This window comes from Thermosynechococcus sp. HN-54 (assembly GCF_023650955.1).
Taxonomy (GTDB): Bacteria; Cyanobacteriota; Cyanobacteriia; order Thermosynechococcales; family Thermosynechococcaceae; genus Thermosynechococcus.
In genome coordinates this window covers 282,295-308,615 of record NZ_CP098039.1, presented here as the reverse complement: position 1 = coordinate 308,615, position 26,321 = coordinate 282,295, and the positions used below count along the sequence as shown (strand labels likewise).

The window sequence follows — 26,321 nt, the reverse complement described above, 5'->3', positions numbered from 1 at the left end:
ACCTGCTGTACCTACTCTCCAATCAGGGTTTCCGATGTCGGCAAGACTATCGAGGAGGTGGGGGAAGGCTGTCGCCGATTCCATTCAATATCGGGCATTTCCTCAAAGGCGCGCCGTAGAGAGGCTTCCCAAAATTGCCGCACCTTTACCAAAAAGGGATCGCCAAGGACAAATTCGGCGCGGTGACAGATTTCAAAGCTATCGGTGCGGTACATGATCAGGTCAAGGGGCGGCCCAACGGAGATATTGGATTTCATCGTTGAATCCAAGGAGAGCAGCGCATACTTGGCTGCCGCATCTACGGGGGTATCAAAGCGCAATGTGCGGTCGAGAATCGGTTTGCCATACTTTGTTTCACCAATCTGGAGAAAGGGAGTTTCAGGGGTCGCTTGCAGGAAATTACCTTGGCTGTAAATGAGGTAGAGATAAGGTTCCTCACCGCGAATTTGTCCACCCACGAGAAATGTGCATTGGTAGTCAATGTTATCTTTGGCCAGCCAAGGCCGATGACTTTCTGTGACTTCCCGCAGCTTCCCACCGATATAACGCGCCACCTCATACATGTTGGGTAGCGAGTTGAGACTGTGCTCCAATTGCCCCTTGAGATCACGGCGAATGAGTGTGAGGACTTCCTGAGTAATTGAAAGGTTACCAGCGGTACAAATGACAATTACCCGCTCCCCCGGCACCGAAAAATCAAAGAGCTTCTGATAGGTGGAGATATAATCCACCCCCGCATTAGTGCGAGAGTCTGCCGCCATCACCAAACCTGATGTAGTGAGAATTCCCAAGCAATATGTCATCTTGCCTATGCTCCGCCAATAACCAAGCACTATAGAGCATATAAGGGATTTGCGGCGATCGCTAGGGACGCCGAGGATTGGAAATCGACCTGATGATCCGATAGGGTAGGGTTCGGTGTCACAGTGAGGTTTGCAGCAATGTCAGCCATTCTAGAAACCCTTGCCCTGATTCTCCTGCTGGGATTCTTTGCGGGTCAGTTGGCACGGCGACTGGGGGCACCGGCCTTGATCGGCATGATTCTCGTCGGGATTGTCCTCGGGCCTGCGGCCTTGAATTTGTTGCAAACCGATGTCCTAACGGCAGCCCCCACCTTTCGGGCTGTTGCGGTGATGGTGATTTTGATGAAGGCGGGGCTAGGCTTGGATCGCCAGAAGTTGGCACAACAGGGCACGGTGGCGCTACGCCTCGGTGTATTACCCGCACTGTGTGAAATGGCAGTTGTGGCCGGGGTGGCCATGCTCCTACTGGGATTTGATTTGCGCCAAGGACTATTATTGGGAGCGATCGTGGCACCAGAGTCCCCGGCTGTCATTGTGCCAGGCATGCTACGGCTAAAAAGTTTAGGCTGGGGCGTGGACAAAGGCATTAGTGATGCGATTCTCTCGGGCAGTGCCATTTCTGATGTGGTGGTGCTGCTGCTTTTTAGTCTGCTGATGGGGTCTGAGCATGAGGCAGGATTCCTAGGGGCTTTGCCACCAGCCTTGGGGGTGAGTGTGCAGGCACTCCTTGAAATTGGTGGTGGCTTGATCGTGGGCTATGGCTTGGCATGGGCACTGGTCTTTTTGTTGGTCAAGCAAAACTGGAGTCAAAATCGGGTGCAAACGACGCTGGTGGCAGCAGCAGTGGCCTTAGGGGCGGTGGGCTTGGCCGATCGCCTGCCGTTGTTTTCCGGCTACCTTGCAGTTATGAGTGCAGGATTCTTCTTGATTGAGATGGATGCGCCCCTAGCGCGGCAATTGCGGGGGGGGTTTGATGTGCTGTGGCAGGTGGCAGAGATTTTTCTCTTTGTGCTGTTGGGTGCCAGTGTCCAGTTGGGGGTGTTGCAAAGTTCCCTCGGCGTGGGCTTGGTGATTTTAGCAGTGGGTACCTTGATTGGGCGCGGCATCGGTTGGTATCTTTCCACCCTTGGCAGTAATTGGACACTCTCAGAACGCCTCTTTTTACTGCCGGGGAATTCCGCAAAGGCAACGGTGCAAGCGGCGATCGGTGCTTTGCCCTTATCCGCTGGGGTGGCGGGGGGTGAAACGATGCTGGCGATCGCTGTCCTGTCGATCCTGATTACGGCTCCCTTGGGGGCATGGGCGATTCCCACGTTTGCGCCAAAACTCCTGCAAAAGGGCGAGGTGGATCCCACCAAAGTCCTGCTGCAACCACGGGTGGTTCTCTTAACACCGGTGGATGTTTCTAGTGTCACCCCCTACGTCCTGCAAAAGGCAGCGGAATTAGCGCGGCGTGCCGATGCAGAAGTGATTGTTCTCCATGTGCAGGACGTACCTGAACCCAAGGCAGTGGCCACACTCGAAACTCAAATTAAGCAGTACCTCGCAGATATTCGCTATCGTTTCATTGTGACCGCTGGCCCGATTACCGAAGCCATTTTGGATACCGCTGCCCTGTACAATGTGACTGAAATCATTCTTGGCAAACATGGTCAAAAGGGTCTCAAGCGTGTCCTCATGGGGTCTGTGTGTCAGAGTATTCTTGAGACCTCAACTCGACCTGTGTTGATTGTGGAGGAGCCACGCTCGTGATCTCGATGCATCCCCGCTTGCGCCCTGCGTTGGCCGTTAGTCTTGGAGCCATCCCCGGTGCCTTGAGTCGCTTCTTACTAGAGGTCTATTTGGAACCCTATCTTGCCGGCAATGTGCCCTTTGCTACGCTTGTTGTCAATGTCACGGGCTGCTTTTTGCTGGGGGTGATTGCCCCCCTTGCCTTTGCCCGCACGTTTGTCCTGCACCCCGATTTGCGCCTACTCTTGACAACGGGATTCATTGGTTCCTACACTACCTTTTCATCCTACGAGTTGGATAACGATAAGCTATTGGGGATCAGGGATGCCGCCGTCCAAGGCTTTTACTGGCTTGGCAGTATGGGACTAGGGTTGCTCGCACTGGAGTTGGGCAGCCGCTTAACGCTGCGGAGTCTAGCCCACTGGGAGAAGTGGGATGATTGCCCCTGAGAGTTTATTGGCCATTGCCATTGGGGCAGTGCCCGGCGCCTTGACCAGATATTATGTGGGTCTGTGGAGCGATCGCCGCTTTGGCACCCTTGTGTTTGGTACCTTGACAGTGAATCTCATGGGTGCCTTTCTCATGGGTTTTTTGAGCCATGTTTTAGCCCGTTGGGGGGCACCGCTGTGGCTCAGCTATGGCATCACGGTGGGATTTTTGGGGTCTTTGACCACCTTTTCCACATTTACCCTCGAGGTATCTAACCTGCGCCGCGAAGGCTACTCCCGCATTGCGTGGTTTTATTGGCTCAGTACGCCGATCCTTGGGTTTCTTTGTGTGGAAGCCGGTATCGCTTTCTCCCATTGGGTTAAGATCAACGGCTAGCCGCCAATACTGGCTACTAGCTTCGCTTCCTCCTCTTTGGAAATGAGGCGGCCTTGGTTTTCGTAGTCGGGAATTTGGTCAAAGTAGAGGTAGCGATAGAGATCCGCTGCAAAGGGATCAATTTTCCGCGTCACGATCGCCAGGTACTCCTCGCGGGTGGGAATACGCCCCAGCAGGGCACAGACTGCTGCTAGCTCTGCGGATCCGAGATAGACCCGTGCCCCTTTGCCCATGCGGTTATTGAAGTTCCGTGTGGAGGTGGAAAAAACGGTGGTGTTGTCAGCAACGCGAGCTTGATTTCCCATACACAGGGAGCAGCCCGGCAGCTCCATTCGTGCGCCAGCCGCAGCAAAAATGCTGTAGTAGCCCTCTTCACGCAACTGTTGCTCATCCATGCGCGTCGGCGGCGCAATCCAGAGGCGAACTTTGACGGGGCCTTCTCCTTCAAGAACCTTGGCTGCGGCACGGTAGTGACCGATATTCGTCATGCAAGAACCAATAAAGACCTCCTGCACCGCATCTCCCGCACATTCTGAGAGGGTTTTGATATTGTCGGGATCATTGGGCGCCGCTACCAAGGGTTCTTTGATTTGATCGAGATCGACCTCAATGATATCGGCATACTCAGCGTCCGGATCCGCAGAGAGAAGACTGGGATTGGCCAACCACGCCTCCATTTTTTTCATCCGCCGCAGAATTGTACGGGCATCGCCATAGCCGCGAGCCACCATGTTCTTGAGCAGTACCACATTCGAGCGCAGGTAGGTCGCCACTGTTTCTTCACTGAGTTTAATGGTGCAGCCTGCTGCCGATCGCTCCGCTGTAGCATCGGTCAGTTCAAAGGCCTGCTCCAGTTGCAAGTCTGGCAGCCCCTCCATTTCCATGATCCGTCCGGAAAACACATTCTTTTTATTTTCCTTGGCGATGGTGAGCTTGCCCTGCTGAATGGCCACATAGGGAATGGCATTGACAATGTCCCGCAGCGTCACCCCCGGCTGCAACGAACCTTTGAAGCGCACCAGCACCGACTCCGGCATATCCAAGGGCATCACCCCCAAGGCCGCCGCAAAAGCCACCAAGCCAGAACCTGCTGGGAAGGAAATGCCCAAGGGAAAACGGGTATGGGAATCGCCCCCGGTGCCTACGGTATCGGGTAGCAGCATGCGGTTGAGCCAAGAGTGAATAATGCCATCCCCCGGTCGCAGCGAGACGCCACCCCGCGAGGTGATAAAGTCGGGCAGCTCTTTGTGGGTTTTGATGTCAATGGGCTTGGGATAGGCTGCTGTATGGCAGAAACTTTGCAACACCAAATCGGCACCAAAGCCAAGGCAGGCCAGCTCCTTGAGTTCATCACGGGTCATCGGGCCTGTCGTATCCTGCGAGCCAACCGTGGTCATGACCGGTTCGCAGTAGGTGCCCGGGCGGACACCAGGGAGACCACAGGCTTTGCCAACGATTTTTTGCGCCAAGGTATAGCCCTTACTGCTCTCGACGGGGGGCTTGGGACGGGTAAAGAGGGGACTGGGTTCTAGGCCAAGGGCAGCCCGTGCTTTGTCAGTGAGGGTACGACCAATGAGAAGGGGAATGCGGCCCCCCGCCCGCACTTCGTCCAAGAGGGTATCGGGCTTGAGAGTAAAGCGACTAATCACCTCTCCCGCTTCATTGGTGATTTCGCCTCGATAGGGATAAATCGTGATCACGTCCCCCATATTCATTCGGGTGACATCGCACTCAATGGGCAGCGCGCCGGAGTCCTCCATGGTGTTGAAGAAAATGGGGGCAATTTTGCCACCGAGACAAACACCCCCTGTCCGTTTATTGGGGACGCAGGGAATGTCACGGCCAATGTGCCAAATCACGGAGTTGGTGGCGGACTTGCGGGAGGAACCGGTGCCAACCACATCCCCCACATAGGCAAGGGGATACCCCTTTTGCTTGAGTTCGGCAATGATTTGTAGTGCTCCCGGCAAGCGGGTTTCGAGCATCACTGTAGCGTGCAGGGGAATATCGGGACGGGTAGTGGCATGGGGGGCAGGGGAGAGGTCATCGGTATTGGTTTCGCCGTCCACCTTAAAAACCGTGACGGTAATGGCCTCTGGTAGCGGATCACGACAGGTAAACCAATCCCCATTGGCCCAAGATTCCATCACTTGGCGGGCGTAGGGATTGCCTTGGTGCATCAGATCTTGGACGTCGTGAAAGGCGTCATAGACCAAGAGGATGTGGCTCAGGGCTTTGGCTGCTGCACTGGCAAGTGCTGGGGTCTCATGGCGCAGCAGGTCAATCAGGGATTGGACATTGTAACCCCCCAACATTGTCCCTAGGAGTTCAACGGCGGCAACGGGGGTGATGAGAGGACTAGTCAGTTCTCCCTTGGCGATCGCTGTCAAAAACCCAGCTTTAATGTAGGCCGCTTCATCCACACCGGGGGGCACGCGATCGCGAATCAGGTACAGTAGGTAGTCTTCCTCTCCCGCTGGGGGGTGTTGCAGTAGATCACAGACCGCTGAGGTTTCTGCCGCCGTCAAGGGCAAGGGGGGAATCCCCAAAGCAGCACGTTCTTGGGTTTGCTGACGGTATTGGCTGAGTACGGTTGTGTCCACGCTCTGTTGACCTCAATTCGGAGACAAGGGAGAACAAAATCATTTAAGTGCGGATCTAGATTTTAGAGTACAGATTCCCCTTTGGGAGTTTGGTGACCTTCGCTACCCTTGGGGCGATCGCCCCCTGTTATCGCCAGTCCCGCTGTAGTTCTTCGGCAACACGGCGGTAATCTGCTTGGGCTTCTTTGGCCTGTTTGCCTTTCCATTGGGTAATGGGTACGCCGTCGAGAGCCGCCCGTTCGTGGGCTTTGTAGGCGCGGATAAAGGAGTGGCAGGCGGCTACGCCCAACTGCAAAAGCGTATTTTGGGCTTCGAGGGCTTCATTGACACAGCGGGGATCAACGCGGGTGAGCAAAACGCGGTGAGGAACTTTAGACGGTTGCACCACTTGCTTCACTGTTTCAATGAGGGCGGCTAGATCAATGGGGGCGGGGGGGGTGGGCAGCACCAGATAGTCGGCAATGGGTACAATTGCTGCAAGGGCACTGGATGCCAAGGCAGGGGGGGTATCCACGACAATTAAGTCATAGCCAGAGAGCTGGCGCACCTTGCTGAGGAGCGTGGGGTTGACCTCCTGCGCCAAATCAAAGCCCATGGATTGTCCACTGCGCTGAAACCACCAGGTGGCTGAGGCTTGGGGATCCGTATCCACCAACAACACTTTGTACTGCTCGGCATAGGTGGCTGCTAGGTTGATTGCCGTTGTGGTTTTGCCAACGCCTCCCTTACCGTTAAGCACAGCGAGCAGACGGGGTTCAGCCAAGGCTCTGCCCTCCTAAAACTGCCGCAGAAAGCGCAAATCACTGGTGTAAAAGCGGCGAATGTCATCAATTTGATGCAGCACCATGGCAAACCGCTCCACGCCAAATCCGGCAGCAAAGCCCGTATAGACCTCTGGATCGTAGCCCACATTTTTCAAGACAGCGGGATCCACCATGCCACAGCCCATCACCTCTAGCCAGCGCCCCTGCCACTGCACATCTACTTCGGCGGAGGGTTCCGTAAAGGGAAAATAGCTCGCGCGGAAACGAATTGGAACTTCGCCAAACAGTTCCGCGAGGAAGGTGGTGACAGTGCCCTTGAGATCCGTAAACGTCAGCCCCTCATCCACTGCCAAAATTTCAATCTGATGGAAGACGGCGGCATGGGTGGCATCTTCAGTGTCGCGGCGGTAGCAGCGCCCAGGGGCAACAATGCGGATGGGCGGATCGTTGAGTTCCATGTAGCGAATCTGCACTGATGAGGTGTGGGTGCGCAGGAGATTACCATCCGGCAGGTAGAACGTATCCTGCATATCGCGAGCAGGGTGATCCGCAGGGGTGTTGAGGGCTTCAAAGTTGTAGTAGTCAGTTTCCATTTCTGGGCCATTGGCAACGGTATAGCCGAGACCCACAAAAATATCGAGGATGCGGTCAATGGTGCTATTGAGGGGGTGAATGTGGCCTTGGGGGCGAAACACACCCGGCATCGTCACATCCAAGCTCTCAGCTGCCAATTGAGCAGCAATTTTTTCGGCTTGGAGGGTTTCTCGGCGTGCTTCTAGTTCTTGGAGCAGTTTTTCCTTGAGGGTATTGGCAAGGGTACCGATGGTGGGGCGATCGCTAGGGGGCAATTTCCCCATGAGGGCGAGAATTTGCGAGAGTTCCCCTTTTTTGCCAAGGTAGGCCACACGCAGTTGTTCTAGGGTATCGAGGCTGCTGGCTGTGGCGATCGCCTGCAGGGCTTTGGCTTCTAAATCTTTAAGTTGTTGGCTGAGCAGGTCACGATCAAGGGTGGGGGTCGTCATGGCAAAATGCGATTGCGGGGTGCACAAATGGCAACAATTTCGGTCAAGATAAAACATTCCCACGTATTGGGAATAAGCCTTGATTATAACGCTATGCCCGCAGTTGCGATCGCGATGGTTCTCCAATGCCGCTTCTTCAAGAGATTAGCCAGTTGATACCACCGCTCAGGAACTGGTTGACCAAAGCCCCCCAAGCTTTTCTCAGGTTACCCCGATTTTCAACGCGCCGAGAGCAACAGACAGCGATCGCAGCCTGTGGTCTGTGGTTTTTGGCACAACTGCTCTACCTCCACTACTTGTCATTAACCCCTTGGCCGTGGCCAGAAAGTCTCGTGGAAGCTGCCGCCATCGTGATCATTGGCGGTTTCCCCGTGCTGTGGTGGGCAAGCGGCGAGCGGGATTTTAGACGGATGGCTCAACGGTGGCCGCAACGGTTGCTCCTAAGTTTGGCACTGTACATTGCCATTGGCTTGATGCTCCCCCAAGCAGGCCGCTTTCCTTGGCAGCGGGTTCTCACCAATTTAATCTTTGCTGATCAGCCGTGGCTGAACTTGCTGATCTTTCTCGGGGGAGTGTGGGCAATGGTACAGGTTCCTTGCCTGCTGCGGCAGAAAACTACGCCGACGCCGCTGTTGTGGGCTTGGATCAGCGGAGCAGCGCTCTACTTGTTGCTCAGCCATAGTGGGCTGATCTCGCCAGCCTTTCCCAAGGAGTACACTGAAGGGTTCATCATTACGCCCATTTATCTCTTCCTCTGTGCTTGGGGCGATTGGCAGCGGCGACACCCCCCACGGGCGACCCCAAAGGGATTGGGACTGCACGACATTCCCTTAATTGCGGTCTCGCTTTTTAGCCTCTACTGGTTCTCGAGACCCTACTTTCGCTTTGGTCCTTTTGTGGCGCTGCAACTGTTTATTCTTGTGATCATTTTTGGCAGTGGGCTGGGGCGATCGCACTTTGGCTATAGCTTTGAACCCCGCTGGCGCGATGCCCGTTTATTGGCGGGAATGTTCTTGGCGGCTCTAGTGACCATGGTGCCCTTGGGAAGTCTATTGGGCTTTTTGCCCTTGGCGGAATTCAACTTCACGCCCTCGCCCCTAGAGGTGTTTGTTTATGTCACCCTCTTTGCAATGCGGGTGGGCATTTTTGAGGAGGCACTCTTTCGCAGTGGCTTGATGATTTTCGTGCGGGATCTGTTGCAGCAGTATGGGGGCGATCGCCAGCGTCCGGTGGTCATTGCTTGGGGCGCCATTCTCATTTGTTCGCTCCTCTTTGGCGTTCTTCATGTGGGTAATGAGCCGAATGCCGATATTCAACTGCCCCTCATGGCCTACCGAGGAGTTTATATTCTCATGGCAACATTGGCCTCCCTCTTTTACTGCCTGACGTTTGCCTGTACACAGCGCCTCTGGGCAGGGGTCATGCTCCATGGCCTAGTGGATGCGATCGCCGTTGTCTTTTTTGGCGCAGCCCTTGTCGCTCCTTTCTAGCGCACGACAATTACGGGCACACCCAGCTTTACTTTTTCAAAAAGCTCCTCAATGTGGTGGTTATACATGCGCACACAACCATGGGAGACGGCATGGCCAATGGAATCCGGATTTGGGGTACCGTGGAGTCCAACCCAATTTTTGCCGTCACTCCAAAAGCCAATCCAACGCCGCCCCAAGGGATTCCGCGGATGTCCACCGGCAATGACGGCACCTGTAAAGGGGTTTTTCCAAGCGGGATTGCGAATCATCTCGCGAATTTGAAATTGACCCGTGGGGGTCTCCCACCCCGGCCGACCCACGGCCACTGGATACCGCCGCAGGGGAGTTTGCCCTTGATAGAGGGTCAATTGGCGCCGCGATAGGCTAATTTCTAGGCGCAGGGGGGCAACCCTTGGTTCGGTTGTGGTAGGTGGGGGGGCGGTGGCAAGGGTAGAGGAAAGCTGACCGCAAAGGCTGAAAGTCACTAGTCCAAAAGCCGCGATCGCTCGCTGGCCTGCCTGGAGGAACCCTTGTCCTTGCATTGCCAAATTCACTCCACAACACCGCCACATCAGGCTTACTGAATAATAAATACAGGGACTGTCAGAGAATTTTTCAAAATTTTAGATGACGGATCAATTTCTGCGCTATTTACCCCTAGCAACGGGGGTTTTGGGAGGCACACTGCTCCTCGTCAATCGCCTCTTGACGCCAATGCTAACGCCCTCGCAAGCCCGCGCTGATGTTGTGGGGGTGATCTTGGCAGCGGTATTGATTTTGACGACGCTGATTTGGCAGCAGGTGCAACCCCGTCCGCCGCAAGCGGTGATCCTCGAAGGTGAAGAAGGGTTTGAGCTAGCGGCAGATCTCTCCCCTGAGTTGAAAACTGAACTGGCGTGGCTGTCCTACACGTTGTTGACGAATACGCCTACAAAGTCCATCGTCATTTGGCGGGGCGATCGCCCCCTCTTGCGGCGAGGTATTCTTGGGCCAAAATCTATGACGGCCACCGGTGCGATTGTTCAGCGAGCACTGCAAACCCAACGTCCCATCTATTTAGTGGATCTGGCACTTTACCCCGGCCGCATTGAATTTGACTATTTGCCCCCCAATACCCAAGGGGTGATCTGCCAACCAGTGGATGCGCAAACGGTGATGATTCTGGGCACCAATGCCCCTCGCAGCTATACCAAGCAGGATGAGCAGTGGGTGGCTGCCCTTGCCGCCAAGTTCGCCCAAGTGCTAGCAGAACAGTACAATAAAGCCTAGACACGCTTTGAAGCGACTTTTTTTTTGACACTGAAGACCGTTTATTTAGGATTTCGATATTTACTTATGACTATTGCAACTTCTGCTACCCCTCCTACTGTGCCGAGCGACTCGCGTCAACGGGTGGCCACGTTTCTCAAAGACCTACAGGATCAGATTTGTCAGGCCTTAGAGGCAACCGATGGCGGTGCCCGCTTTCATGAAGACAGTTGGCAACGTCCCGAAGGGGGGGGCGGTCGCTCGCGGGTGATGAAAAATGGCCAGCTTCTGGAGCAGGGAGGGGTCAATTTCTCAGAAGTGTGGGGGGAGCAGTTGCCGCCCTCAATCTTGGCACAGCGGCCGGAGGCGGCGGGTCATGGCTTCTATGCCACGGGTACCTCAATGGTGCTCCATCCCCGCAATCCCTATGTGCCAACGGTGCATTTGAACTACCGCTATTTTGAAGCAGGCCCTGTGTGGTGGTTTGGCGGTGGCGCAGATTTGACCCCTTACTACCCCTTTGCCGAGGATGCTAAGCATTTTCACCAAGTCCATAAGGCTGCCTGCGATCGCCACCACAGCGAATACTATCCTGTTTTTAAGCGCTGGTGCGATGAATACTTTTACCTGAAGCATCGCGGCGAAACCCGTGGCGTGGGCGGGATTTTCTTTGACTACCAAGATGGCAGCGATCGCGAGCTTTACCGTGGTCCCCATCCCGATGGCGAGGCCGCTCGCTACAGCCAAAAGGTGGGTTCCATTGGCAATCGTTCGTGGGAAGACCTCTTTGCCTTTATTCAAAGCTGTGGTCAAGCGTTTCTAGAGGCCTACCTACCGATTGTGGAACGGCGGCGTCACCTTGAGTATGGCGATCGCGAGCGGCAATTTCAGCTCTATCGTCGCGGCCGCTATGTGGAATTCAACCTTGTCTATGACCGCGGCACCATCTTTGGCCTGCAAACCAATGGTCGCACCGAGTCGATTTTGATGTCACTGCCCCCCCTTGTGCGCTGGGAATATGGCTATACACCGGAACCCAACAGCCGCGAAGCGGAACTGTACACCACCTTTCTCAAGCCCCAAGACTGGGTCAATTGGCCAAGCTAAATGAGGATTAGTGCCCCTGTGTTTCGCCGTGTTCTGGCTCTCCTTGGAGATCTTCGCTTAGCAATTCTCCTGCTGCTGGTGATCGCGATCGCCAGTATTGCTGGCACAGTGATTGAGCAGGGGCAGTCCCTCAGCTTCTATCAAGCCAACTATCCCGAAGACCCCGCCCTGTTTGGCTTTCTCAGTTGGCGGGTACTGCTGGCACTGGGGCTAGATCATGTCTATCGCACCCCTTGGTACCTCACTCTTTTGGTGCTCTTTGGGGCAAGTTTAACTGCGTGTACCTTTAGTCGTCAGGTGCCTGCCCTCACCACAGCCCAACGCTGGCAGTACTACCAAGAACCGCGTCAGTTCACAAAGCTGGCCCTGAGCACCACGATTCCCCAAGGCTCCCTCAAGGAACTGGCTGCTGCCCTGAACGCGAAGGGCTACCGTGTCTGGCAAACCGACAATCAACTCTATGCCCGCAAAGGCATTGTCGGTCGCATTGGCCCCATTGTTGTCCATGCCAGTATGATTTTGATTTTGCTGGGGGGGATTTTGGGGGCACTGACGGGCTTTATGGCACAAGAACTTGTTCCCAGTGGCGAAACATTTCATCTTCAGCACATTGTTCAAGCCGGTCCTTTGGCGCGGATCCCCCAACACTGGTCGGTGAAGGTGAATCGCTTTTGGATTGATTACACTGATGTGGGTGATATTGATCAGTTCTACTCGGATCTCTCCGTCTTGAATGCCGAGGGTCAGGAAGTGAAGCGGGGTACGATTTATGTCAACCACCCCTTGAAGTATGGCGGAGTTACCCTCTATCAAGCGGATTGGAGTATTGCGGCGCTCCGCTTTCGCCTCAACAACAGTCCCGTGCTGCAACTGCCAATGGCACAACTCGACACAGAAGGGAAAGGTCGTCTCTGGGGGACATGGCTGCCTACGAAACCCGATCTCTCCGAGGGAATCTCCCTCATTGCGCGGGATTTACAGGGCACGGTCTTAATCTATAGCCCCAAGGGCGAGTTTCTCACCAGCTTGCGCACAGGCATGAGTACGGAAATTAATGGGGTCACGCTGACGTTGATTGAACTGGTGGGCAGTACGGGGCTGCAAATTAAATCCGATCCGGGGATTCCCCTTTTCTATGCCGGTTTTGCCCTGTTGATGGCGGGCGTGATCATGAGCTATGTCTCCCACTCTCAAGTCTGGGGGCTGCAGGAGAATGATCTTCTCTATGTGGGTGGACGTACCAATCGGGCACAGTTGGCCTTTGAGCAAGAATTGGTGGCGATCGCCGATGCCTTAAAATCCCAAGGCCAGCCCCTAGCCGTTGAACAAAATTAGCCTGCACGCCCCCTTGACTCTCTAGTTCACTGGAGACTTCAGGATAAATAGGAGGAGCGTCAGGGGAATGTCACCATGGTTCTCAAACTGCACGTGCCCGACATGGCCTGCGGGGCTTGCCGCGATACCCTCATCCAAGCGATTCAAGCCATTGATCCTCAGGCAAGGGTGACTGCTGACTTGGCAACCAAGTGGATAGAGATTGACACCGTCCTCCCAGCCGCAGAGATCCGCGCTGCGATTCGCCAAGCAGGCTATACCCCGCAATGATGACTCACCTCACATTCAAGGTGCAGGGGATGCGGTGTGCCGCTTGCGCCAATGTGGTTGAAACCGCCCTGCGATCGCTCCCCGGTGTCATGGACTGCGAAATTAACTTTGCCGCTGCTCAGGCCACGGTCGCCTATGACCCCCAACGGGTCACATGGTCAGATCTACAGGGGGCGATCGCCAAAGCCGGCTATCACGCAAAGCGACTCCCCGAAGAAGGACTGGTGACCGACACCGCCGCCGAAGAATTTGCCTATCGGGCAGAACTCCGTCGTCTCAAACGGCGACTCCTCTTTGCGGGTGGTGCAACCCTACTACTACTGCTGGGGAATCTCCCAATGATGACGGGCTGGTATCTGCCGTGGATCCCTGCGTGGCTGCACCATCCTTGGGTGCAACTGTTGCTCACAGCGCCAATTCAATTTTGGAGTGGTGAATCCTTTTACGAAGGGGCGTGGCGGGCACTCCGCTATCGCACGGCAACGATGGATACCCTTGTGGCCTTGGGTACTAGTGTCGCGTTTTTCTACTCTCTCTTTGTGACGCTCTTTCCCCGCACCTTCCATGCACACACGCCAGAGGTCTATTACGAAGTCTCAGCCGTTGTCATTACCCTGATTCTCTTGGGACGCTTTCTCGAAAGTCGCGCCAAACGGGAAACTGCCGCCGCCATTCGCAAACTCCTAGCCCTGCAACCGAAAACGGCACGGGTGATTCGTAACGGCGAAGCAGTGGAGGTGCCGCTGATCGAAGTCCAAGGGGGGGATCGACTGCTGGTGCGTCCGGGCGAGAAAATTCCCGTGGATGGTGAGATTGTGGCCGGCGCTTCGACGGTAGATGAATCCATGGTGACGGGGGAGAGCCTACCGGTAGAAAAGCGCGAGGGGGATGAGGTCATTGGTGGTACCCTCAATCAAACGGGGAGTCTGCAAATGCGTGCTACGCGGGTGGGGCAGCAAACCTTTCTGGCACACATGATTCGACTGGTGCAGCAGGCGCAGGCCTCAAAAGCCCCCATTCAAAAACTGGCAGATCGGATCACGGCTTGGTTTGTGCCGACGGTGCTGGCGATCGCCCTCCTGACGGGGTTGTTGTGGCTCACTGTTGGCGGCAATCCCACCCTTGCCCTATTGACCACCATTGGTGTCCTGATCATTGCCTGTCCCTGTGCCCTTGGCTTGGCGACCCCCACCTCCATCATGGTGGCCACGGGTAAAGCAGCAGAGTATGGCATTTTGATCAAAGAGGCCCGCAGTCTCCAACTCGCCCATCGGGTACAAACTGTGGTTCTCGACAAAACAGGAACCCTGACCCAAGGCCATCCCAGCGTGACAGATTTCTATACCGAGAGTGATCCGATAACGCTTCTGCATCTTGCGGCCAGTGTGGAATGGCACTCGGAACATCCCCTTGCTGCCGCTGTGGTCGAGTATGCCCAAGCCCAAGGCGTGTCACCACAACCGGTTCGGGACTTTGTTGCCACCATTGGTCAAGGGGTACAGGGCATGGTTGACGAGCAATGGGTGCGGCTGGGTACCCCAGCCTTTCTCGAAGCCCACGGCATTGACATCACCCCTTGGCAGCCCCAAGCCCAAACCTTTGCCGCACAAGGGAAAACGGTGGTCTGGATGGCTGTGAACGCAGAAGTGAGGGGTCTCATGGCCATTGCCGACACCCTCAAGCCCGAAGCCCCGACCGTCATAGCCACCCTGAAGCGTATGGGACGAGAGGTGATTCTGCTGACCGGTGATCATGCTGTAACCGCTGCGGCGATCGCCCGGCAAGTGGGCATTGATCAGTACGTTGCCCATGTCCGCCCCGATCAAAAGGCAGCCATCATTGCTGATCTGCAACGGCAAGGCAAGTGTGTAGCCATGGTGGGGGATGGCATTAATGATGCACCCGCCCTCGCCCAAGCGGATGTTGGCATTGCCCTTGGCACAGGCACCGATGTGGCGATCGCCAGCAGTGACATCACACTCATTTCCGGTCACCTTCAGGGCATCGTCACCGCCTTACAACTCAGCCGTGCCACCCTGCAAAACATTCGCCAGAACCTCTTCCTTGCCTTCATCTATAACGTTGCTGGCATTCCCATTGCCGCCGGTATTCTCTACCCCTTGAGCGGCTGGCTCCTCAACCCCATGCTGGCAGGTGCGGCCATGGCCTTCAGTTCCTTTTCGGTCGTCATGAATGCCCTGAGACTGCGCTACTTTCGACCGCAACTGACGGCTCTTTCTTAAAATATGGGGTACTGACCGCAATTTACTCAGTAGTGACCTACTGCCCTCACAGGAGATCAAACCATAGTGCCGAAAGCAGCTATCATTCAGCCCGATCGCGCCTATACGTTCGCGGATTATTTCAAACTCAATTTTGCGCCCCAAGACATCTTGGCATGCTTCAACGTTGCTTTAAGGCGGTGTTCCCTGAATTTGCCTCGCTATATTGGAACCCTCGATCGCCTGACTGATCTCAAAACCCGCATCGAAGAAAGCCTGCCCCGTCTCAGTCTCACGAGCGAAATCGCACGGCGGGAATTTCTGATTGCCCCTGTATTAATGGATGTCCTGCACTATACCCAAGCAACCCTCAACGTTGAGTATCCGATCGTTGTCAGTCATCAGCTCAAAGGCTCCCTAGATTATCTTTTGCAAAACGGACAGTTCTTTCTGGTCATTGAAGCCAAAAATGAGGATTTAGAACGAGGCTTTGTGCAACTAGCGATCGAATTGATTGCCCTTGATCAATGGATTGAATCAGAACAACCCCTTCTCCAAGGAGCGATTTCAACAGGCAATATTTGGCAGTTTGGGCAATTTGATCCTCAGACCCGCACCTTCACTCAGGACTTGAATCTTTACCGAGTGCCCGCCGACTTGGAAGACCTCCTGCGAATTCTTGTACAAATTTTGACCCCTTAAAGTTATTCCGTCGTCTGAATTGCGTAAAACTTCACCGGTTCACCCGTTCCTTGAGGCACAGTTGCCCAGCAATCCCCCGGAGGCGCAGCCGTCGTCCCCTCCTTCACAGAAGCCGTGGTTACACCGAGATCACCGGGCTTTGCCCAGACACAGCCGGAAACACCTCTTCCCGCTGGATCAATGGCTTGAGCATGCACCGACACGTACCACGGATTGCCACCCGCATAGAGAATGGCATTGGTCTTGGCATCCTTGATTTGGTCATAGGTCAGAACAAGGGGATGATAGCCCTCTATCTTATAACCACCGCCACTGGTGTCGTAAATTTTCAAGTAGGATAGCTTGGTGGCAAAAATTTTGTGACGCACACGGTAGGCTTCCTGCGCACGATTAACTGCACCAATCGTGGACTTGGCACTGGCCAGTTGCGCCTTAGTGCGCTGATTCAGCAGTGAGGGCAAGGCAATCAGAGCAATCACGCCAATAATGACAATAACAGCCAGCACCTCCGGTAATGACAACCCGCTATTGTGATTCAGTTGGCGCCGCCGCTCCAGTTGTTCATTGAGCGTAAAGAGCAATTTCAAACGAATAATCGGCTGGGACATAGAAACTCATCCTTGGCAATACTGCTTTCTACTTCTAAGTTAACGAGCGACATCTATTCCATGTACTGCGTACAGACATCCCCCTCCTCAGTGCGCATCGCACCTAGCACGGTTGAAAGGCGCACACAGCGCAAATAGTCATACTCATAGGCATAGATGCTAAAGGAAATCCGCCGTGGCGTCACCGGTGTAATCACCCGACCCTGATGGTCAAAGGCCAGCTCGCACTGATTTGTGTCCCGCGCCGCCTCCTGCCAGCACTCTAATCGTGACCCACTAGAACTCGTGATAGGACTGTTGAAATCTGTTCCCCACATCACCATTACCACTTGCTCATCATCCTCTACCAAAGGTTGCCACCGCCACTGCTCGCGAGGCGTCGTGGTGCGGTTCATGGTCCACTGCACACCCGTATCCGTATTGCGAAAGGCGACAACCCAGGGCAAGTTTTCCTTTTTGGCAGCCGCTTGCGCAAGGCGCAAAGCATTACGGGCATTATTGGTTGCTGCCCGCACCCGTTGCCGCTGTAACAAGGGGAAAATGCTCATCGTGCCAATGCCAATGACCACCCCAATCAGGACAATGACGACCAACACCTCAACAAAGCTATATCCCCGCGTTGACTGTCGTGACACTTGCATACCAGACTCCTTTCTAGAAGTTGGGGACTTTGCGCTGCACAGAGCGGCTCAGCACCGTAGTGGTAATCACCGGTCGAGTCGCTTCATCTTGAGGACGAATGCCCGGCATTCCCTGAGGGTTTCCCCGCAGATAGACAAACGTGGCATTGTTAAAGCTGGCGCCGCGGGACTGTACACAGGCATAGAAACTATTGGGCACCCCAAGAGTGGCCAAGGGAGTTCGCACATAGGCGGGAGCAAAGGGAGTTGTGACGCCTTCTTGACAAGGGATCAGGGCATTCTCATTGTCCCAATTGAGGTCAATAAAGTCCGTCACCACCACTGCGCGCGCCATATCGGCTTGGGGACGAACACTCTGCAAGCTAGCACCCGTATTAACGTTAATCGGCCATTGGGCAAAGCTGGTGAAGCCCGTCGGCTCCACATAGCCTTGGTTGAGTTCAAGGTAGGTGTTGGTCAAGACGCGATATTTGCGCAGTGTATAGCGCCGCAGGCGGGCACGCCCTTGCCAGAGGGAGCTAGGAGTCGTATCGAGGTAATACACCACTAAGGTGTGGGCGCGGCGGGCATTTTGCAGAGCAATACAGTCAGGTCGCAGATTCTCTGGCCATGCATTGTTACAGTTTTCGGGAATGGTGTAGGTGTCATACCCCAGTTGGTTTTGGTCATAGGGCACTGGCTCAAGGATCCACATTGCCAGCACCGGCTGCATCGTACTGGGGAAGGCGGGCAAGTAGTTGGTTAGGGGTTGACTTCGAGTTGCTTCACCACACGCACCGCCGCTACCTGCCAAGCAGTTGCCGTTATAAACAAATACCGCTTGCGACAAATCAGTGCTGATCACATCCATCGCCGCCTTCAAGTCTTGGCGCAACTGGTTCAACGACGCCTCACGGGTCTCCGTTTGCAGCATATCAATGAGCAGTGCCCCTAGCGAGACCACAATCACTGAGGCCATCACCAAGGACACCAAAATTTCCACAAGGGTAAAGCCTTTTTGCCGTTTCCGTGGCCAGCGCCAGCGCTTCATAGAGCCTCTCCTTAGGAACAGTTAGTTAGCCGACACAGGGTTTCTGAAGAGTCACTGCGAATAATTTCTGTCGTCAGCACTGCCAATGGACGCCGTTCTGCCCCCACCAATGAGCTGGTCATTGCCGCGGGTTCTTGGGTGATCGGTGTCGTTGCTGTTGTCGTGATGGGAACAGCCTCAGCGCTATAGACGCGCACCTGCACGGGATACGCCAGCACAAGGTTAGCACTGTTGACGCTCAGTTGACCGCGATACACCTGCACGGCAAATTCTGTATTGTTGAGGCGACGGCGGCAGGCTTGGGTAGCACTGGTTGGCAGCCCCAAGGGGTTCGATGAACTAAAGCAATCCACAAGGCTATTGGGAGGTGGCTGTGCCGACAGCAGAGCTGCTTGGCCAATCGTTGCTGAAACAGAACTCGCGGGGGGCAGAACATTGGTCGTTGTGGTGCGAATTTCCACCCCCTGCTCCATCATCACCCGCAGCCGATCCACCTCTGCACGCGCTAGCTCCGTAGCTTGGTTAATGCGGTCATTGCGCAACCGTGTCGCTGCCACCATCAGCAGGGGTGCTGCCAACATGGCCACCCCCAAGTTCACTACGAGAATGGCAATCAGACACTCCACTAGGGTAAGGCCACCATTGACTTGCTGCTGCCGGCCAAATTGAGGATTCATATCGAGATTACCTCCGTAAATTAGGCAGGACAACTGGTTACAGCCGGGTCAATACGGCCACTGCCCATACCACTGGGACGTTGGGCACAGCGTAGGCGCAGAATATAGGGATCGCTCGCCGGCAGTTCAGTGAAGTACTCACTCCGCTGGCGGGCAGGGGAGATAAACCGTGAGGCCACAGGTCCTGCGGGTGCCAGTTGCAGACCCACGTCATAGCCCCAGCGTCGAGTCGGAGCATTGTAGTAGCGGATCAGCTCAGCACCTTGCGCCTCACAATTGAAGGCGGTGTTGACATCGCGGCAGCGACTATCGCTGGGAATGGTTGGCGAAATTTCCCACTGATCTTGGTCAAAGGGGCCTGTGGCTTGGGTGGAGAAGTTCAGTTGAATAAATGCCCCCTGAATCCAAAGGTTGCCCCAAGACTCAATAAAACGTGGGAAGTTATGGATGCCACCATAGGCTTGGGTCGGTCGCGAGGGCACAGTGGCGCTAATGAGCACCGCATTCACACGGGTATCTGTAGTATCGTTGCGGGCACGATTCTCACCAAACACATAGAACGAGTTGTAAACATTATTTGGCACTGCTTGAGCTGTTTGGCCATCGGGATATTGAGTAAGAGTTACAGCATTAGCTACTGGAGGAGTACCTGAGATGGTAACGCCAATTCGTTCACCGGTTTGATAGTTCAAAGCCCAAGGGGTACCATTGCGATCCACATAGACTGGCGAGGTGGGATCAAAAGGACTTTCCCGCAACCAAACAGTATTTGCCGGTAAGTTGGCACTAGGACGATTGGCATTCAAGAAAGAGGTACGCAGTTGATCGGTGTTGGCACACCCCAAGTAGATTTGGCCAATACTGGTGCTGTTGTGAACCCGTGCGCTACTTCCCACGTCTTGGACAAAGTTGATCGCTAGGTTCTCAGGAGAAGTGTTGCCCCATCCTTGAATCGTATCTTGGTAGGCTTGAGCAAAGTAGTCGTTGGCTGAGCCATTGCAGAAGTTATTGGAAATAATTGTAATCGCATCCGCAAGAATTTCCGTGGGGCGCCACGTATCCCCTGTCGGACGAGCAAAGTTACTATTGATCGTGCTGCGGCCGTAGAAGTTGCTCCAGTCAGTTGTCAAGGTTTGGTTAAATTCCTCAATTAGGTTATTCGTTGTGCCATCGGTGCTGTGGAGGTTAAAGTCCCCCTGAATATAGACAGGGTTATCCGTGATAAAGGACAAACCCGCGATATTCTTCTCTGCAGCAATTCCTTGGCGGTCAAGGCGTTGGCCATTCCAGAGGCGGAAGCCATTGGGACGCCGCATTGGATCAGCAAAGAAGTCCACCGGCTTCGTGGAAATACCATTCGCCGTCAAAATCGGATCATGAGGCCCATTGGGGTTGGTATTCATCCAATTTTGGCCACTGACAGCAGGCCGGGCAATGCCATCCTCCCGCACTGCATCTTCACGGAAGGCATAGACAATCCCCCCCATCGGCAGCCACGTATCGCCACCAATAGGCGTGCGCCGCAGCAGGTTGAGGTCAATATCCATTTCCCGCACGGCCATCTCTTCACGGCCATTGAAGAGGGTGTTGTCAAGGAAGGCCACGTTGCGGGCATTGCCGTTAAAGTCAATGATTTGATTGAGGCGATCAGGAAAGCGAATGTTATTCACCAAAACACCATTGGCGGCCTCATTCGGCGTGAGGAAAGCTGTTGGGCTAGAACGGGGGGTTGCGGCAATGGCAGCGGGTGATACAGCCGTCCCTCCTTGTGGGTTGAAGATCGCCCGCAGCGCCGGATATTTGATCACCGTATTAAAGGTACCGAGAATCGGTGCAGTGGGGTTGCTCCCTCGGCGCGAGAGCACCACTAGTGTCGAGTTCTCCGCAATGTTAAGACTACTACTACCACTACCACTCCGCTCTGTGCCGCCAAGGTAGCGCAAGGTTGCTGTATTGCCAGTAGGAGTGGCAGTCACCACAAAGCGTCCCTCTAGGCGACCAGGCAGGACTGAGATACCAGTGGGACGGCGAATTTCGACAACGTCTCCCGCTGCAAGTGCAGAGCTTAGCCCTGTGTAGATGATCGTTACACTAGAATTAGCACTTGTATTTGAAAGGTTCAGAGTGGGAAGAGGGTTATTTGGAAATCCAACAGCAACAGTAATGGTACCCACCTCCAGATTATTGCTGCCCATAATCGAAGCAGAGGCTCCCGCTGGAATCGTTGTGCCCGCTGGCGCATTACCTACTTGGGCAGGGTTCGGATTTAGTAGAGTGACGGTGAGAACTTTACCTCGGCCATCAGTGGTACGGTTTGTCAAAATCATCCGCCCCACACCCGTTACATAAACACTATTGTTAATATCAGAGTCGCGCACATCAAAGTTATAGCTAGGGGCATCTTCAACATTTACCGTCACAGTTTGACCGACCGGCGGCACAGTAAACTGCTGACCAATCACAAATCCTCGTCGCCCTAGGCAAAAGGCATTCCGCAAGTGAACATAAGTGTCGGGAATACTACAGGTGTAGCCTGCTGGATCACGGTCGTAGGCCACCTGCTCCTTAAGGGCAATCAGGCGGGCAAGGCGGGCATTGACATCGGCACTGGTTTCCTGCAGAGGGCGCTGACTCCAGCGAGCATTGGGAATGAGGGCGGTGATATAGGCATTGGCATCCAAATAGCCTCCGCGATAGGCGAGTTGGCGATCTTGGGCAAACCCTTGGCGATAGGTACGGATGCTGTGGGTTGTACCACTTTCAGGGAAGGGAATGACTTCACCATTGGTGAGAACCGAGCCGTTGAAGTTAGGACGATAGTATTCATCCAAGTCGGCGATCGCGTTGTTGAGGTTCGTCAGTTGGTTGCCGACGTTGAGGCTGCCTATACTCAACTGCTGCAGCGTATTCACACTGTGGGCGAGCATCCCCAACATACACCCTGCGGTGTGTTTCGCACTTTCATCCGCCAAGCTGTTGTTCCCTTGCGGTGAGAGCGCGCGGGCAAGGTTCGAGAAATTGCCGGCACGGGTGGTAACCGGGTTGGGGTGAATGAGGGTACCGCCTGTTTCCTGTTTGGGTGGAAAAGCCCCATCCAGACCATCACTCGCATAGGCCACCAGGTTTTGCATTGCCTGTTGCATGGCCGGACTGTTGAAACTCGGGGGAATAAACTCCCAACCATTGGTGCCCCGCCCTGTAAAGAAGTCAAAGAGCTGGAAACCACTGGGCAAGCCTTGAATGCCACTGTACTGATCAAACATGATGCTGCGCAGAGTCGCTTGAGGCGTGCCGTGGTGGTGGGTTGTGGCTAGACAAGCAATGGGTTGATAGCCCCCCGTGTTTTGCCCCGGATAAGGCTCTACAAAAGGATCTGGAATCGCGCTGTTAATGGTTGTGCCATTTGCTTTGTAGTGGTAAATAGCCGTTGCCTGCACCGCCGCAAGGTTGTCCCGTAAGGTACGGTGTTGATAAAACTCATTGCGACGGTTGTTGTCAGCGGTATTACCCGCAGGCGGATCAAGAGGTTTGCCCAATTCCAGTCGTTCACCCACAATAATCCGCAATCCCTCTTGGCGTGCCCGCCGCTCCCAATAGCCATCCAAGCCCAAGTCAGTACGCTTGTTGGGGCTATCATTGGGTGCGATGTTGCGCGTCAGCAGATCTTGAGCACCCGCCACTTGGTTGCCAATCGGGTCACCCACTTTCGTACCCGCTGGAATTTGCCGCCGCGGGTCAGAGGAAGGAATACTAACGTCATAGACGGGTTTAGGACCATAGCGGTCATCAGCGCGATAGGTGTCATCTACGTAGGGCTTGGGTTGGGGCTTGTTAGCAAAGCGCCCCTGTTGCACATAAAACTGATTCCCCCAGTTGGTATCGCGCACACTGAGGTTGGTTGGGTCACTGCCACGAGCTATACTCCGATCTTGGGTCAAAATGGCCACGGGGTTCAGGGCAACGTCAGCAGGATTACGGTTATCAATCACTGAGTCCCGTGCAGCCGTTAGTCTGACGTTTTGCGCAGGCGGGTTTTCATCCCCCGTGGTAAAGGGGGCAGCAGGGGGTTCACGATAGGAGTGAATTTCAACCGTCCCTGAGTTCGTGTTGTTATCCCGCAAGCTCCCTGCCATAAATTGGCCTTGGAAGATAATCTCGGTCGTATTTCCATCGTTATCTACATCGTTGACATCCACTACCTCGGCTGTGGTGATTTCTGAGGCCGTGCGGGTGTAGATACAGGAATTGGGCGAACTGACAAGGAATGCTGTGTAGCCACTGTTACTCGTAAAGAAGATACTCCCCTCGGTGTGCATCGCTCCATTCCAGCGGAAGACAGGCCCTGGGAAAATTTCAAGGTCATTACGGAACCATGCGCCCCATTTATTCCCGCGATCCAGTTCCCGCTCTTGGGTAAAGTCAATGGTTGCAAGGGCTTGGCCACCATTGCGGTTTTCATAAACAAAGGCGTTGATTTGGAAATTCTTACGTAGCGTTGCCGTGCCGACAGGATCCCAGCCTACTTCTGCTTGTTGCGCTGCTGCACTCGTCGGGCCAACATTGGCACACTGATTGCCCTGTTCAGTAATTCCTACAGGACGACTACGGGTCAGCAAGCCAGCCGCTTTTTGCGCATCCGTTTGATTGATTTGGGTATCGTTGGGTCGCCGCATTAGGATCGAGTAGGCCACAATCGAGTCAGCCGTCGGCTGAAAGGCCCATGCATTATCAACAACGCCATCCCCATTAATGTCAATTCGCCGCTCATCAGCAAAGGTGTAGGGATCGGGGTTGCGGTTGGCAGTGTTGAGCATAATTTGTTCAATTTGAGCCTCGCCGGGAACCCCTTGAGGTCGCAGCGGGTCTTGAGTGAAGAAATACTCGAGCTTTGCCTTCGCGCGGTCAACTGCCGGAGCAGTGGCATTTAGCACCTGTAGTTCTTGTCGTTGGGCACCGACTTCTGCTGTGCGATTAAGTGTCCGCAACATGAGTGCCCCTACTGTGAGCGTGATCACCACAAGGACAATGACCGCTGTGGGCAGCACAAAACCAGCGCGGCCAAATCGCAATCGTTGCCGTCGCAGCACAGGACTCAGCCGTCGTTGCAACCAGAGGCGCAACTGGTGAAGCAAGTGACGAATTGTGCGTATTAGCTTACGATACTGCCGTTTCGAGAGGCCAAAGCGTCGGTCATTCTTTTTCATAAGGACACCTAGTCAGGGCACGGGAGCGACAACCTGCTATCAGCAGAGACCACAAATTGGCTAGTAATTAGTATGGTTTTTCCTTAGTAAAAAATTTCAGGTGCTAGGCAATTTTTGCAATTGTTGCAAACAGTAGTAATACTTACCACCAAGGGGCTAAATAGGCACTGCGGTAGCTGGTCAAGGAGCCAATAACACAGTGGTTGCCAATGCATGGCCTAGGGAGAGCGCTCTAGCCACGCAGACACTTGCCCAAGGTCAGTAAAGTCAAGGAGGGCTTCTGCCAAAGCTTCAATCTGATGGGCAGAGAGCTGGCGAATGCCCTCTTCAAGGCCAGCTGGTAAATCGCCAAACCGCCGCCTTAACTGCCGCAAGACAACGAGGGTCTCTCCCTGTTGTAACCCTTGTTGCAATCCCTGCTGTAATCCTTGCTCCAATCCCTGCCGTAGACCCCGTTGCAACCCTTCTTCTTGTGCCTCGGCATAGATCTCCTGATAAAACCGTGTCCGCTTCAGCTCTTCTGTGGTAAACCCCAGCATCCGCAGCACCTCCTCCCGACTTAGCTCGGTGAACTTGTACAGGACAATGGTTGTGATCAACTCCATTATGACCTCTGGCCTTGGAACTGCCTCTATGCGAGTGCGCTCTGCCAATAACCGTGCCGCTGTCGGCATTTCTGCTTCGGGTAAGGCTGTGAGCTGCATCAGGGCAAGACTCAAGGGTAATTCCTCAGGTGACCCCAGTTCATTCAGATACACCCGCCGCAGGCGATCGCTCTCCACCAAGACGTCATAGGGTTCAAAGGAGGTTTGTTCCGCTTGGCGATGGGGATAAATGACCACGGCTTGCCAATCAGAGAAGGTGTGGTAATACAGGCGCAGATAGAGAAAAATTTCAGCAAAGAAACGTTCGTAGAAGGTCGTGTCCCGTTGAAACTGGACTTCACAGAAATAAACCGTTCCTGAGGGGTCAGGGGGCACAAAGACGCCGTCAATGCGAAAAGCGGTTTGCTTCAACTCGACTGAGTCAAAACGATACCCTTGAGGAGTCTGTATGCCCAAGAGGTCAAAGAGGGTCTGAGGTAGCTGGGCAAACAGTTGGTAAAAGAGGGAGTCGCGGTGCATGGGCTAGGGGGAGCGCTCTAGCCACGCAGACACTTGCCCAAGGTCAGTGAAGTCAAGGAGGGCTTCTGCCAAAGCTTCAATCTGATGGGGAGAGAGCTGGCGAATGCCCTCTTCAAGGTCAGCTGGTAAATCGCCAAACCGCCGCCTTAACTGCCGCAAGACAACGAGGGTCTCTCCCTGCTGTAACCCTTGTTGCAATCCCTGTTGCAATCCCTGCTGTAATCCCTGCTGTAATCCTTGCTCCAATCCCTGCCGTAGACCCCGTTGCAACCCTTCTTCTTGTGCCTCGGCATAGATCTCCTGATAAAACCGTGTCCGCTTCAGCTCTTCTGTGGTAAACCCCAGCATCCGCAGCACCTCCTCCCGACTTAGCTCCGTGAACTGGTACAGCACCATTGTGGTGATTAACTCTATTATCACTTCTGGCTTTGGCGCTTTTTCGCTCTGACTCCGCTGGGCAAGTAATCGGGCGACTCTGGGCATGTCTGACTCTGGCACCACCATCAGCTGCATGAGGGCAAGACTCAAGGGTAATTCCTCCGGTGACCCTAACTCATTCAGATAGACCCGCCGCAGGCGATCGCTCTCCACCAAGACGTCATAGGGTTCAAAGGAGGTTTGTTCCGCTTGGCGATCGGGATAAATGACCACGGCTTGCCAATCAGAGAAGGTCTGGCGGTACAGACGCAAGTAGAGAAAGATTTCAGCAAAGAAACGTTCGTAGAAGGTCGTGTCCCGTTGAAACTGCACTTCACAGAAATAGACCGTTCCTGAGGGGTCAGGGGGGAGAAAGACGCCGTCAATGCGAAAAGCGGTTTGCTTCAACTCGACTGAGTCAAAACGATACCCTTGAGGAGTCTGTATGCCCAAGAGGTCAAAGAGGGTCTGAGGTAGCTGGGCAAACAGTTGGTAAAAGAGGGAGTCGCGGTGCAT

At 54.4% G+C, this 26,321-nt stretch carries 22 protein-coding genes; 10 read left to right on the top strand and 12 right to left on the bottom strand.

Going from position 1 to position 26,321, the window contains the following annotated elements; genetic code table 11:
• Positions 1–11 precede the first annotated feature (11 nt).
• On the bottom strand, positions 12–803 hold the full coding sequence (locus tag NBE99_RS01450; protein ID WP_250682747.1) for a proteasome-type protease: 792 nt from the start codon (positions 801–803) through the stop codon (positions 12–14).
• Between the two features lie 138 nt (positions 804–941).
• On the opposite strand from NBE99_RS01450, the gene NBE99_RS01445 reads away from it, so the two are divergent.
• The 3 genes from NBE99_RS01445 to NBE99_RS01435 are packed head-to-tail and all read left to right on the top strand — an operon-like array spanning position 942 to position 3,359.
• On the top strand, positions 942–2,555 hold the full coding sequence (locus tag NBE99_RS01445) for a sodium:proton antiporter (protein WP_250682746.1): 1,614 nt from the start codon (positions 942–944) through the stop codon (positions 2,553–2,555).
• Positions 2,556–2,560: 5 nt separating this feature from the next.
• Entirely contained in the window at positions 2,561–2,983 is a 423-nt protein-coding gene (gene crcB / locus NBE99_RS01440) for a fluoride efflux transporter CrcB (RefSeq protein ID WP_250683672.1), read from the top strand.
• Positions 2,970–3,359: a CrcB family protein gene (locus NBE99_RS01435; protein WP_250682745.1), complete on the top strand. Its 390-nt coding sequence runs from the start codon at positions 2,970–2,972 to the stop codon at positions 3,357–3,359. The genes crcB and NBE99_RS01435 overlap by 14 nt, the downstream gene beginning before the upstream one ends.
• On the opposite strand, the gene acnB is transcribed toward NBE99_RS01435, so the two are convergent.
• The 3 genes from acnB to pheS form a co-directional block, all read right to left on the bottom strand.
• The gene (gene acnB / locus NBE99_RS01430; protein WP_250682744.1) at positions 3,356–5,962 is read right to left on the bottom strand and encodes a bifunctional aconitate hydratase 2/2-methylisocitrate dehydratase; all 2,607 of its coding nucleotides are present in this window, start codon (positions 5,960–5,962) and stop codon (positions 3,356–3,358) included. The genes NBE99_RS01435 and acnB overlap by 4 nt on opposite strands.
• Before the next feature lie 127 nt (positions 5,963–6,089).
• Positions 6,090–6,725, bottom strand: a complete 636-nt coding sequence (locus tag NBE99_RS01425; RefSeq protein WP_250682743.1) for a ParA family protein — start codon at positions 6,723–6,725, stop codon at positions 6,090–6,092.
• A gap of 12 nt (positions 6,726–6,737) precedes the next feature.
• A complete protein-coding gene (gene pheS / locus NBE99_RS01420) occupies positions 6,738–7,748 on the bottom strand; it encodes a phenylalanine--tRNA ligase subunit alpha (RefSeq protein WP_250682742.1) in 1,011 nt (336 codons plus the stop codon).
• 125 nt (positions 7,749–7,873) lie between these two features.
• Here pheS and NBE99_RS01415 point away from each other — a divergent pair, with 125 nt between their 5' ends.
• Positions 7,874–9,238, top strand: a complete 1,365-nt coding sequence (locus tag NBE99_RS01415) for a CPBP family intramembrane glutamic endopeptidase (protein WP_250682741.1) — start codon at positions 7,874–7,876, stop codon at positions 9,236–9,238.
• On the opposite strand, the gene NBE99_RS01410 is transcribed toward NBE99_RS01415, so the two are convergent.
• Positions 9,235–9,762, bottom strand: a complete 528-nt coding sequence (locus NBE99_RS01410) for a L,D-transpeptidase (protein WP_250682740.1) — start codon at positions 9,760–9,762, stop codon at positions 9,235–9,237. The two genes, NBE99_RS01415 and NBE99_RS01410, sit on opposite strands and share 4 nt — an antisense overlap.
• Positions 9,763–9,847: 85 nt before the next feature.
• Between NBE99_RS01410 and NBE99_RS01405 the strand changes: the two genes are divergently transcribed.
• The 6 genes from NBE99_RS01405 to NBE99_RS01380 all read left to right on the top strand — a co-directional run bounded on the left by NBE99_RS01405 (position 9,848) and on the right by NBE99_RS01380 (position 16,104).
• Entirely contained in the window at positions 9,848–10,489 is a 642-nt protein-coding gene (locus NBE99_RS01405; RefSeq protein WP_250682739.1) for a cofactor assembly of complex C subunit B, read from the top strand.
• Positions 10,490–10,555: 66 nt separating this feature from the next.
• Positions 10,556–11,575, top strand: a complete 1,020-nt coding sequence (gene hemF / locus NBE99_RS01400; RefSeq protein ID WP_250682738.1) for an oxygen-dependent coproporphyrinogen oxidase — start codon at positions 10,556–10,558, stop codon at positions 11,573–11,575.
• Positions 11,576–12,910 carry a cytochrome c biogenesis protein gene (locus NBE99_RS01395; protein ID WP_250682737.1) on the top strand — a complete coding sequence of 445 codons (1,335 nt, stop codon included), beginning with the start codon at positions 11,576–11,578 and terminating at the stop codon, positions 12,908–12,910. It begins immediately after the preceding gene.
• Positions 12,911–12,985: 75 nt separating this feature from the next.
• Positions 12,986–13,180 (top strand): heavy-metal-associated domain-containing protein, encoded by a 195-nt coding sequence (locus tag NBE99_RS01390; RefSeq protein ID WP_250682736.1) that lies wholly within the window; start codon positions 12,986–12,988, stop codon positions 13,178–13,180.
• Positions 13,180–15,423, top strand: a complete 2,244-nt coding sequence (locus NBE99_RS01385) for a heavy metal translocating P-type ATPase (protein WP_250683671.1) — start codon at positions 13,180–13,182, stop codon at positions 15,421–15,423. Before NBE99_RS01390 ends, NBE99_RS01385 begins: the two co-directional genes overlap by 1 nt.
• A 66-nt stretch (positions 15,424–15,489) precedes the next feature.
• Entirely contained in the window at positions 15,490–16,104 is a 615-nt protein-coding gene (locus NBE99_RS01380) for a hypothetical protein (protein WP_250682735.1), read from the top strand.
• A 2-nt stretch (positions 16,105–16,106) separates the two neighbouring features.
• Here NBE99_RS01380 and NBE99_RS01375 read toward each other — a convergent pair whose 3' ends face one another.
• The 7 genes from NBE99_RS01375 to NBE99_RS01345 form a co-directional block, all read right to left on the bottom strand.
• Positions 16,107–16,712 carry a type IV pilin-like G/H family protein gene (locus tag NBE99_RS01375; protein ID WP_250682734.1) on the bottom strand — a complete coding sequence of 202 codons (606 nt, stop codon included), beginning with the start codon at positions 16,710–16,712 and terminating at the stop codon, positions 16,107–16,109.
• Positions 16,713–16,765: 53 nt separating this feature from the next.
• Positions 16,766–17,353, bottom strand: a complete 588-nt coding sequence (locus NBE99_RS01370) for a prepilin-type N-terminal cleavage/methylation domain-containing protein (RefSeq protein ID WP_250682733.1) — start codon at positions 17,351–17,353, stop codon at positions 16,766–16,768.
• Positions 17,354–17,366: 13 nt separating this feature from the next.
• Positions 17,367–18,383, bottom strand: a complete 1,017-nt coding sequence (locus NBE99_RS01365; protein ID WP_250682732.1) for a prepilin-type N-terminal cleavage/methylation domain-containing protein — start codon at positions 18,381–18,383, stop codon at positions 17,367–17,369.
• 11 nt (positions 18,384–18,394) lie between these two features.
• Positions 18,395–19,060, bottom strand: coding sequence for a hypothetical protein (locus NBE99_RS01360; protein WP_250682731.1), 666 nt, complete (start codon positions 19,058–19,060; stop codon positions 18,395–18,397).
• A 20-nt stretch (positions 19,061–19,080) separates the two neighbouring features.
• The gene (gene hpsA, locus NBE99_RS01355; protein WP_250682730.1) at positions 19,081–24,264 is read right to left on the bottom strand and encodes a hormogonium polysaccharide biosynthesis protein HpsA; all 5,184 of its coding nucleotides are present in this window, start codon (positions 24,262–24,264) and stop codon (positions 19,081–19,083) included.
• 218 nt (positions 24,265–24,482) lie between these two features.
• Positions 24,483–25,388, bottom strand: a complete 906-nt coding sequence (locus NBE99_RS01350) for an Rpn family recombination-promoting nuclease/putative transposase (protein WP_250682729.1) — start codon at positions 25,386–25,388, stop codon at positions 24,483–24,485.
• A 3-nt stretch (positions 25,389–25,391) separates the two neighbouring features.
• The gene (locus tag NBE99_RS01345) at positions 25,392–26,321 is read right to left on the bottom strand and encodes an Rpn family recombination-promoting nuclease/putative transposase (RefSeq protein WP_250682728.1); all 930 of its coding nucleotides are present in this window, start codon (positions 26,319–26,321) and stop codon (positions 25,392–25,394) included.

Excerpts from the sequence above, each read along its gene's own strand:
- NBE99_RS01375 (WP_250682734.1), bottom strand. The coding sequence starts at position 16,712 with ATGTCCCAGCCGATTATTCGTTTGAAATTGCTCTTTACGCTCAATGAA.
- NBE99_RS01370 (WP_250682733.1), bottom strand. The coding sequence starts at position 17,353 with ATGCAAGTGTCACGACAGTCAACGCGGGGATATAGCTTTGTTGAGGTG.
- NBE99_RS01365 (WP_250682732.1), bottom strand. The coding sequence starts at position 18,383 with ATGAAGCGCTGGCGCTGGCCACGGAAACGGCAAAAAGGCTTTACCCTT.
- NBE99_RS01445 (WP_250682746.1), top strand. The coding sequence starts at position 942 with ATGTCAGCCATTCTAGAAACCCTTGCCCTGATTCTCCTGCTGGGATTC.
- NBE99_RS01345 (WP_250682728.1), bottom strand. The coding sequence starts at position 26,321 with ATGCACCGCGACTCCCTCTTTTACCAACTGTTTGCCCAGCTACCTCAG.
- hpsA (WP_250682730.1), bottom strand. The coding sequence starts at position 24,264 with ATGAAAAAGAATGACCGACGCTTTGGCCTCTCGAAACGGCAGTATCGT.
- NBE99_RS01350 (WP_250682729.1), bottom strand. The coding sequence starts at position 25,388 with ATGCACCGCGACTCCCTCTTTTACCAACTGTTTGCCCAGCTACCTCAG.
- NBE99_RS01410 (WP_250682740.1), bottom strand. The coding sequence starts at position 9,762 with ATGCAAGGACAAGGGTTCCTCCAGGCAGGCCAGCGAGCGATCGCGGCT.
- NBE99_RS01415 (WP_250682741.1), top strand. The coding sequence starts at position 7,874 with ATGCCGCTTCTTCAAGAGATTAGCCAGTTGATACCACCGCTCAGGAAC.
- NBE99_RS01450 (WP_250682747.1), bottom strand. The coding sequence starts at position 803 with ATGACATATTGCTTGGGAATTCTCACTACATCAGGTTTGGTGATGGCG.
- hemF (WP_250682738.1), top strand. The coding sequence starts at position 10,556 with ATGACTATTGCAACTTCTGCTACCCCTCCTACTGTGCCGAGCGACTCG.
- NBE99_RS01435 (WP_250682745.1), top strand. The coding sequence starts at position 2,970 with ATGATTGCCCCTGAGAGTTTATTGGCCATTGCCATTGGGGCAGTGCCC.
- NBE99_RS01385 (WP_250683671.1), top strand. The coding sequence starts at position 13,180 with ATGACTCACCTCACATTCAAGGTGCAGGGGATGCGGTGTGCCGCTTGC.
- NBE99_RS01360 (WP_250682731.1), bottom strand. The coding sequence starts at position 19,060 with ATGAATCCTCAATTTGGCCGGCAGCAGCAAGTCAATGGTGGCCTTACC.
- NBE99_RS01395 (WP_250682737.1), top strand. The coding sequence starts at position 11,576 with ATGAGGATTAGTGCCCCTGTGTTTCGCCGTGTTCTGGCTCTCCTTGGA.
- NBE99_RS01405 (WP_250682739.1), top strand. The coding sequence starts at position 9,848 with ATGACGGATCAATTTCTGCGCTATTTACCCCTAGCAACGGGGGTTTTG.
- crcB (WP_250683672.1), top strand. The coding sequence starts at position 2,561 with ATGCATCCCCGCTTGCGCCCTGCGTTGGCCGTTAGTCTTGGAGCCATC.
- NBE99_RS01390 (WP_250682736.1), top strand. The coding sequence starts at position 12,986 with ATGGTTCTCAAACTGCACGTGCCCGACATGGCCTGCGGGGCTTGCCGC.
- pheS (WP_250682742.1), bottom strand. The coding sequence starts at position 7,748 with ATGACGACCCCCACCCTTGATCGTGACCTGCTCAGCCAACAACTTAAA.